The sequence below is a fragment of the Pseudomonas sp. K2I15 genome (assembly GCF_002204795.1).
Lineage (GTDB): Bacteria > Pseudomonadota > Gammaproteobacteria > Pseudomonadales > Pseudomonadaceae > Aquipseudomonas.
Genome location: NZ_NIXO01000111.1, coordinates 1 through 8,414, shown reverse-complemented (window position 1 = coordinate 8,414; position 8,414 = coordinate 1). Strand labels below are relative to the sequence as shown.

7 protein-coding genes and 1 riboswitch are annotated in these 8,414 nt (G+C 60.8%); of the genes, 5 read left to right on the top strand and 2 right to left on the bottom strand.

The genetic code is table 11. The annotated features are described in order from the left end of the window. Positions 1–88: 88 nt before the first annotated feature. Positions 89–1,528, bottom strand: a complete 1,440-nt coding sequence (locus tag CEC48_RS30170) for a TolC family outer membrane protein (protein ID WP_088427156.1) — start codon at positions 1,526–1,528, stop codon at positions 89–91. A 195-nt stretch (positions 1,529–1,723) separates the two neighbouring features. After that, a riboswitch (TPP riboswitch) is annotated at positions 1,724–1,829 on the top strand. Positions 1,830–1,974: 145 nt separating this feature from the next. On the opposite strand from CEC48_RS30170, the gene thiC reads away from it, so the two are divergent. Both thiC and cytX read left to right on the top strand, forming a co-directional pair. After that, positions 1,975–3,879, top strand: a complete 1,905-nt coding sequence (thiC, locus tag CEC48_RS30165; protein WP_076015523.1) for a phosphomethylpyrimidine synthase ThiC — start codon at positions 1,975–1,977, stop codon at positions 3,877–3,879. A gap of 138 nt (positions 3,880–4,017) precedes the next feature. Then, positions 4,018–5,307 carry a putative hydroxymethylpyrimidine transporter CytX gene (cytX, locus tag CEC48_RS30160; RefSeq protein WP_088427155.1) on the top strand — a complete coding sequence of 430 codons (1,290 nt, stop codon included), beginning with the start codon at positions 4,018–4,020 and terminating at the stop codon, positions 5,305–5,307. Here the strand turns inward: cytX and CEC48_RS30155 are convergent. Next, positions 5,276–6,022, bottom strand: a complete 747-nt coding sequence (locus tag CEC48_RS30155; RefSeq protein WP_088427154.1) for an RsiV family protein — start codon at positions 6,020–6,022, stop codon at positions 5,276–5,278. The genes cytX and CEC48_RS30155 overlap by 32 nt on opposite strands. 213 nt (positions 6,023–6,235) lie before the next feature. Between CEC48_RS30155 and CEC48_RS30150 the strand changes: the two genes are divergently transcribed. The 3 genes from CEC48_RS30150 (at position 6,236) to cpdA (ending at position 8,208) form a co-directional block, all read left to right on the top strand. Beyond that, on the top strand, positions 6,236–6,853 hold the full coding sequence (locus CEC48_RS30150; protein WP_088427153.1) for an NUDIX domain-containing protein: 618 nt from the start codon (positions 6,236–6,238) through the stop codon (positions 6,851–6,853). After that, positions 6,844–7,293: a DUF1249 domain-containing protein gene (locus tag CEC48_RS30145; protein ID WP_088427152.1), complete on the top strand. Its 450-nt coding sequence runs from the start codon at positions 6,844–6,846 to the stop codon at positions 7,291–7,293. Before CEC48_RS30150 ends, CEC48_RS30145 begins: the two co-directional genes overlap by 10 nt. A 99-nt stretch (positions 7,294–7,392) precedes the next feature. Beyond that, a complete protein-coding gene (gene cpdA, locus CEC48_RS30140) occupies positions 7,393–8,208 on the top strand; it encodes a 3',5'-cyclic-AMP phosphodiesterase (protein ID WP_088427157.1) in 816 nt (271 codons plus the stop codon). Positions 8,209–8,414 lie beyond the last annotated feature (206 nt).

The following is an 8,414-nucleotide window of genomic DNA, read 5'->3' as shown; positions in this document are numbered from 1 at the left end:
CGAAAGCGCAGTGTCAGTCACCGAATATGTCGACTGATACACCGCTTTCGCGAGCAAGCCCGCTCCCACATTGGGTCATTCGGCGGTCTCAATAACCGGGGTTAGCCTTCAACTGCGCCGCGGCTGCCTTGGCCAGGTCCGGCGGCAGGAAGTCCTTGTCTGGGTTGTAGTCGGCCTTCAGGTACCGCGCCAGATCCTGCAAATCCCCCGGGTTCAACGTCCCCGCCGCCTGCTTCAAACGCAGGTTGTCGAGGATGTAGTCGTAGCGGCTGTTGTTGTAGTTGCGCACCGAGGTGTAGAGCTGGCGCTGGGCGTCCAGCACATCGACGATATTGCGCGTGCCCACCTGGTAACCGATTTCTGTGGCTTCCACTGCGCTCTGGTTGGAGATGATCGACTGGCGGCGCGCCTGTACCTGCTCCACATCGGTGTTCACCGCGCGGTGCAGGTTGCGGGTGTTTTCCACCACCTGGCGACGCAGGCCTTCGCGTTGCTGCTCGGTCTGGCCGAGGCGGGAATAGGATTCGCGCACTTGCGAGCTGGTGAGGCCGCCGCTGTACAGCGGGATGTTCAGCTGCAGGCCAACGGTGCGCTGCGACACATCACCATGGTACGGCTGGCCAAAGGCGCTCGGGTTGCTGAAGCCCAGAGCGTCGTTGTCACCTTTCTCATATTGCGCCACGGCGTCCAGGGTCGGCGCGTGGCCGGCCTTGCGTTGCTTGAGGGTCTCTTCGGCGGCGGTGACCGCGTAGTTGCTGGCCAGCAGGTTCAGGTTCTGGCGGCCGGCGGTTTCAACCCAAGCCTTGGCGTCATTTGGCGACGGTGGCAGCACCGGCAGCGTGTGGACGATGCCCTGGATCGAGTTGTACTGGCGGTTGGTCAGGGTGATCAGTGCTTCAAAGGCGTCGTCCACCTGGCGCTGGGCCAGGATCCGGTTGGCGCGCGCGGTGTCGTAGCTGGCCTGGGATTGCAGCACGTCGGTCTTGTCTGACAGGCCTACGTCAAAGCGCTCGTTGGACTGGTCCAGCTGGCGCTTGAACGCAGCTTCTTCGGCCTTGGTCGAGGCCAGGTTGTCCTGGGCCCGCAGCACGGCGAAGTAGTTTTCGGCGCTTTGCAGGATCAGGTTCTGTTCGGTGGCCGAGAGTTGCAGCGCGGCCTGTTCGTTGACGGCTTCGGCGGCTTGCAACTGGAACCAGCGATCGGCACGGAACAGCGGCTGGCTCAACGTCGCGCGCCAGGAATGGGCGTCGCGGTTGACCGTGGCTGCGGGCTGGTCCAGCTGGGTGCGCACATTATTGATGTCGGCACCGGCCGACAGGTTCGGCAGCAAGCCGGCGCGGGCCTGGGGCACCACTTCTTTCTGCGCGCCATATTGGGCACGGGCTGCGGCCAGGTCGGCGTTGTTGTCCACCGCTTCCTGGTAGACGCTGACCAGGTCGGTTTTGGTCGTCAGGGGCGCTTCAGCTGCCCAGACCATTCCGTTGGTCGCACAAGACACGGCAAGAGCCAGTGAGAGTTTGCGCAGCATGAGGCGATCCCTAGAATAATATTACGGTGATAATTTGGTGCCCAAGGCTAAGGCGGCCCATTCCTGGCGTCAAGACCTTAAGCAGTCACCGAGTGTAGTGGCGCTATCACGGCACAACAATCCTGTAATTACGCCATTCATCACGCTGAATGCACCGCCATTGGCAATTTGCCTGCTCCATGGTCTAGACTGGCCGCGTTCTTGTCGGGGTGCCTTGCTATGAGGCTGAGATCGGTAAATACCGGATCCCGTTGAACCTGATCAGGTTAGCGCCTGCGTAGGGAACAAGATTTCTCGTCACCCGGCGAGTCCTCTTGTGCTTCGTCCGGGATGTTGTTCGACAATCGAACAGCCCGTGCGCCAAGCACAGCACTGTCACAGTGCGTCCATCCGTCACAGGTTCGCTCCGACAAAAATCCACCGCCTGGATAGTTGGAGAGCCCGTGATGAGCATCGAATTAAAAAGCCAAAAATCAAAAAACACCGTGCACCTGAGTGAATCGGCCAAGGTCGACTCAGGTTCCGTACAGCCGTTTACCCGCTCGCAAAAAATCTACGTCCAGGGCACCCGTCCGGATATCCGCGTGCCGATGCGCGAAGTCAGCCTTGATGTGACCCCCACCGACTTCGGCGGCGAAATCAACGCGCCCGTGGTGGTCTACGACACCTCCGGCCCGTACACCGACCCGAATGTGATCATTGACGTGCGCAAAGGCCTGGGCGACGTGCGCTCGCCGTGGATCGAATCCCGTGGCGACACCGAGCGCCTGTCGGGCTTGAGCTCGCACTTCGGCCAACAGCGCCTGAGCGATGCCGAGCTGACTGCGCTGCGCTTCGCCCACGTGAAAAACCCGCGCCGCGCCAAGGCCGGGGCCAACGTCACGCAAATGCACTACGCCCGCCAAGGCATCATCACCGCCGAGATGGAATACGTCGCCATCCGCGAAAACATGAAGCTGGAAGAGGCGCGCGCAGCGGGCCTGCTGGACCAGCAACACGCCGGCCACAGCTTCGGCGCCAGCGTGCCGAAAATCATCACCCCGGAATTTGTGCGCGAAGAAATCGCCCGTGGCCGCGCGATCATCCCGGCCAACATCAACCACACCGAACTGGAACCGATGATCATCGGCCGTAACTTCCTGGTGAAGATCAACGGCAACATCGGCAACAGCGCCCTGGGTTCGTCCATTGAAGAAGAAGTGGCGAAACTGACCTGGGGCATTCGTTGGGGTTCGGACACGGTGATGGACCTGTCCACCGGCAAGCACATTCACGAAACCCGCGAATGGATCATCCGCAACTCGCCGGTGCCGATCGGTACCGTGCCGATCTACCAGGCCCTGGAAAAAGTCGGCGGCGCCGCTGAAGACCTGACCTGGGAGCTGTTCCGCGACACCCTGATCGAACAGGCCGAGCAGGGCGTCGACTACTTCACCATCCACGCCGGCGTGCTGCTGCGCTACGTACCGCTGACCGCCAAGCGCGTCACCGGCATCGTGTCCCGTGGCGGTTCGATCATGGCCAAGTGGTGCCTGGCGCACCACAAAGAGAACTTTACCTACACCCATTTCGACGAAATCTGCGAAATCATGAAGGCCTACGACGTCAGCTTCTCCCTGGGAGATGGCCTGCGCCCGGGTTCGATTGCCGACGCCAACGACGCCGCGCAATTCGGCGAGCTGGAAACCCTCGGCGAGTTGACCAAAATCGCCTGGAAACACGACGTGCAAACCATGATCGAAGGCCCGGGCCACGTGCCGATGCAGTTGATCAAGGAGAACATGGACAAGCAGCTGGAGTGCTGTGACGAGGCACCGTTCTACACCCTCGGCCCGCTGACCACCGACATCGCACCGGGCTACGACCACATTACCTCCGGTATCGGTGCGGCGATGATCGGCTGGTTCGGTTGCGCGATGCTCTGCTACGTCACGCCGAAAGAGCACTTGGGCCTGCCGAACAAGGATGACGTGAAGACCGGGATCATCACCTACAAGATCGCAGCGCACGCGGCGGACTTGGCGAAGGGGCACCCGGGCGCGCAGATTCGTGACAACGCGTTGAGCAAGGCGCGCTTTGAATTCCGTTGGGAAGACCAGTTTAACCTGGGCCTGGACCCCGATACGGCGCGCTCGTACCACGATGAAACCTTGCCGAAGGATTCGGCCAAGGTCGCGCATTTCTGCTCGATGTGCGGGCCGAAATTCTGCTCGATGAAGATCACCCAGGAAGTGCGCGAGTACGCGGCCAACCAGCGCATTGAAACGGTGGATGTGGACGTGGCCAAGGGGCTGGCGGAGCAGGCGGAGCGGTTCAAGCAGGAAGGCAGTCAGCTGTACAAAAAGGTCTGACCCGAGATCGCGGGGGCCTGTAAGGGCCTCTTCGCGAACAAGCCCGCTCCCACATTTGGAATGCATTTCAAATGTGGGAGCGGGCTTGCTCGCGAAAGCAATCTCTCAAACAACAAATACTCCTCAGAGATTTCACCCTTGAGCATTCAACCCAGCACCTATTCCCCCGACATCGCGGTGCCCGCCGACAAACGCGTCTTCGGCGCCCGCGATCTCTTCTCCCTGTGGTTCTCCCTGGGCATCGGCCTGATGGTCCTGCAAACCGGCGCGCTATTGGCGCCGGGGCTGGGCCTCTCTGGTTCCTTGCTGGCGATCTTCCTCGGCACCCTGGTCGGCGTCCTGTTGCTGGCCGCCGTCGGCGTGATCGGCAGCGACACCGGCCTGTCTTCCATGGCCGCCCTCAAGCTCAGCCTCGGCACCAAGGGCGCCAGCGTGCCGGCGCTGTTGAACCTGCTGCAGTTGATCGGCTGGGGCTCGTTCGAAATCATCGTGATGCGCGATGCCGCCAGCCTGCTGGGCACCCGCGCGTTCAGCGAAGGCAGCCTGCTCGCCAGCCCGCTGTTCTGGACCTTGGTATTCGGCGCCCTCGCGACCTTGCTCGCCGTCAGCGGCCCGTTGACCTTCGTGCGGCAGATCCTGCGCAAATGGGGCATCTGGTTGCTGCTGGCCGCCTGCCTGTGGCTGACCTGGAACCTGTTCGTCAAAGCCGACCTGGCCGCACTCTGGGCCCAGGCCGGTGATGGTTCGATGCCGTTCGCGGTGGGCTTCGATATCGCCATCGCCATGCCGTTGTCCTGGCTGCCGTTGATTGCCGACTACTCGCGCTTCGGCAAACGCGCGAAAAGCGTGTTCGGCGGTACGGCGCTGGGCTTTTTTATCGGTAACTTCTGGCTGATGAGCCTGGGCGTGGCCTACACCCTGGCGTTCGCGCCGAGCGGTGAAGTGAACGCACTGCTATTGGCATTGGCCGGGGCTGGCCTGGGGATTCCGCTGCTGCTGATCCTGCTGGATGAATCAGAAAACGCCTTCGCCGATATTCACTCGGCGGCGGTGTCCAGCGGGATTTTGTTGCGTTTGAAAGTCGAGCACCTGGCGCTGGCGATCGGCGTCATCTGCACGCTGATCGCCTGCTTCGCGCCGTTGGCCCAGTACCAGAACTTCCTGCTGCTGATCGGCTCGGTGTTCGCGCCGCTGTTCGGCGTGGTGCTGGTGGATCACTTTATCCTGCGCCGCCGTGGCCATGGGGTAGCCGCCAACCTGCGTTGGCCGGCACTGTTGGCCTGGCTCGGTGGCATCAGCACCTATCACTTGCTGGCGAATCTGTACCCGGATGTCGGTGCAACCCTGCCGGCGCTGGTGCTGGCAGGGTTGTTGCACTTCATTCTGGGCCGGGCCTTCAGTGGCGAGCGGGCACCAGCTCAGGCTTGATCACGCCGGTCAGGCGCGCATAGGGGATGGTCATTTCGATCAGCCCCAATGCGTAAGGGGCGATGGTGGTCACGTTGTACTTGAGCACCACGCCATTGCTGGTCAGCGCCACGTTCGGGGTTTTCTGGAACGGCCAGTTCTTCACGAACTCCGGGTCGCGGTCCATCTGCGAATTGATCAGCCAGTTGTTGTGGGCGACTTTTGCAGTCTTCCAAAAGGCATCTTCCTGGCCCGGCAACAGCATGTCGGTCAGGCTCAGCTCTTTGTGCAGCAGGCGTGAATAGTTGATAAAGCCGCGGCCCGGCTCGCCATGGGCGGTGCCGGTGTCCAGGTAACTGGATACTTCAACGATCACCAGTCCGTCATGCTGCTCACGTACCTTGGCCTGCAAGTACATGCTGTTGCGGTCAGGCGACTCCCGCAAAAACTTGTCCCGGTAGGCATTCAGGGTGGCGGGCATGGCCTGGCCAGGCGAGGTGCGGGCCATCTGCAGCAGGCGCTGTTCGACGATCTGGTCCAGCTGCGGCTCGGACGGGAAGTGCACGGTGTCGATGTTTACCAGCGGGCAATCCGGGCTGCTACAGCCGTTTTTGATCTGCTCCGAGGCGTCGGCGGTGGTGTCCAGCGGCTTGAGGTAGCTGGGTTGGAACAGGCTCTGGCAAGCGCCGAGGGTCAGGGCGATACAGGCCATGGAGGCGATTTTTAAAAGCGACATGTGTGTCCTTCGTAAATCGATTGAAAGCGAAAATTGTGGAGCTTCGACTACCAACAAGACAGTCAGTTCGCCACTAAGCTGATTAGAGTGAGTTTGACGCCCGCCGTCTATCCCGGCAACCGGAAAGGGGCTGCATCAAGGGGCGCGAGCGCGTTAGGATGGCGCGATGTCGAGGGCAGCCTCGATACCGCAAGGCAAAAAACGAGGGTTGATATGACGGACACAGCGAAATCGACGCCGAGCAAGGTCGAGATTGTTCAGCGCGACAATGCCTACAAGGGCTTCTACAAACTGGATCGGCTGAAGTTGCGGCACGAGAAGTTTGATGGCGGCATGAGCCGTGAGCTCAATCGCGAAGTCTTTGTGCGTCATGACGCCGTGTGTGTGCTGCCCTACGACCCGCAGCGCGACGAAGTGGTGTTGATCGAGCAGTTTCGCGTGGGCGCCATGGGCCGTACCGACAACCCGTGGCTGATCGAAATGGTCGCCGGCCTGATCGATAAAGATGAGCAGCCGGAGGAGGTTGCACACCGCGAAGCCGAAGAGGAAGCTGGCCTTACATTCTCCGCACTCTGGCCGATCACCCAATACTTTCCGTCGCCGGGTGGCAGCACCGAATTTGTCCACTTGTTCCTGGGCCGTTGCGAAAGCGCCGGGGCCGGTGGCGTCCATGGACTGGAAGAGGAAGCCGAAGATATCCGCGTCACTGTCTGGGCCTTTGAAGACGCCCTGCAAGCGGTACGTGACGGTAAGATTTCCAACGCAGCGAGCATTATTGCCCTGCAATGGCTTGCGCTTAATCGCGCGGAAGTGAGGGGGTTATGGCAGTAAAGGCACGGGAGCGATATCGGGTTGACCTGATTGGGCTGCAAGCAGCCTGCGAGGCCAACTATGCACGGCTGATGCGGCTGCTGCCGGACATGCGCCACACGCCCGAGGCGCGGCGCATTGCCGTGACCCACGGCGACCAGATGCTCGGCGTGCTGACCCTGGAAGTGATCGTCAATTGCCCGTACACCACCACCCTGCGGGTGCGCCAGGAGCACAGCCTGCCGTGGCTGCCGGTGCCGCAGCTGGAAGTGCAGGTGTACCACGACGCGCGCATGGCCGAAGTGATCAGCGCCGAACATGCAAGACGCTTGCGTAGCATCTATCCTTATCCCAATGTGTTCATGCACCAGCCCGATGAGAAAGCACAGCTCAATGTGTTCCTCGGCGAATGGTTGAGCCACTGCCTGGCCCTGGGCCACGAGTTCGAAGTCGTTCGATAGATGTGAACTGCGTCCGCTTCACGGGTTTCCTCTTTGTGTCCTGCCCCAGCATAATCGCTTCAAATGTCCATTCCTGTGATCACGCCCTGGGAGGCCGCCTTGCCGAGCGCATCCGCCTTGAATCCTGACGCTTCGGCGTTGTTGGTGCAGTTGTCCGACAGCCATCTGTTTGCCGAGGCGGACGGCGGGCTGCTGGGCATGAATACTCGTGACAGCCTGCAACGGGTCATCGACATTGTGTTGGCGCAGCAGCCGCAGATTGATCTGGTGCTGGCCACCGGGGATTTGTCCCAGGACGGTACGCTGGAGTCTTATCAAGTGTTTCGCGACATGAGCCGGCAGATTCACGCGCCGGCGCGCTGGATTCCGGGTAACCACGATGAGCCGCAGGTGATGCAGCAGGCGGCGATCAACAGCGCTTTGCTGGAGCCGGTGGTGGATGTGGGCAACTGGCGCATCACCTTGCTGGACTCGGCGGTGCCGGGCTCGGTGCCGGGGTATTTGCAGGACCAGCAACTGCAATTGCTGGCGCAGTCGTTGAGCGAGGCGCCGACTCGGCATCATCTGGTGTGTTTTCACCATCATCCGGTGTCGATTGGTTGCGCCTGGATGGAGCCTATTGGGTTGCGTAATCCTGAGGCGCTGTTTGCGGTGCTGGATCGGTTTCCGCAGGTGCGGGCGGTGCTCTGGGGGCATGTTCATCAGGAAATTGATCGGGAACGTAACGGGGTGCGTTTGCTGGCGTCGCCGTCTACCTGTATTCAGTTTGCTCCCGGGAGTGAGGATTTCAAGGTGAGCGAGCAGGCGCCTGGGTATCGTTGGTTGCGGTTGCATGCCGATGGGCGGTTGGAAACTGGTGTGGAGCGGGTGGAAGGTTTTGTGTTTCAGGTGGATTACGGGAGTGACGGGTACTGATGGTTTTGGGGGCATATCCGTTGTTTAGGTAACGGCTACTTATGGTTTCGCTCTTACAGCGAGTCACTTTGCAAAAGCGTGTACGGACCGGACACATGGTGGACACATGTGCGGGGACATGGTTGACACATTATGAACCGTAATCAGGCTGTTTCACGTCGATCGTTCGCAAAAAATGATGGCAAAAATAAACGTCAAACAGCCCG

Excerpts from the sequence above, each read along its gene's own strand:
- CEC48_RS30170 (WP_088427156.1), bottom strand. The coding sequence starts at position 1,528 with ATGCTGCGCAAACTCTCACTGGCTCTTGCCGTGTCTTGTGCGACCAAC.
- thiC (WP_076015523.1), top strand. The coding sequence starts at position 1,975 with ATGAGCATCGAATTAAAAAGCCAAAAATCAAAAAACACCGTGCACCTG.
- CEC48_RS30155 (WP_088427154.1), bottom strand. The coding sequence starts at position 6,022 with ATGTCGCTTTTAAAAATCGCCTCCATGGCCTGTATCGCCCTGACCCTC.
- CEC48_RS30150 (WP_088427153.1), top strand. The coding sequence starts at position 6,236 with ATGACGGACACAGCGAAATCGACGCCGAGCAAGGTCGAGATTGTTCAG.
- CEC48_RS30145 (WP_088427152.1), top strand. The coding sequence starts at position 6,844 with ATGGCAGTAAAGGCACGGGAGCGATATCGGGTTGACCTGATTGGGCTG.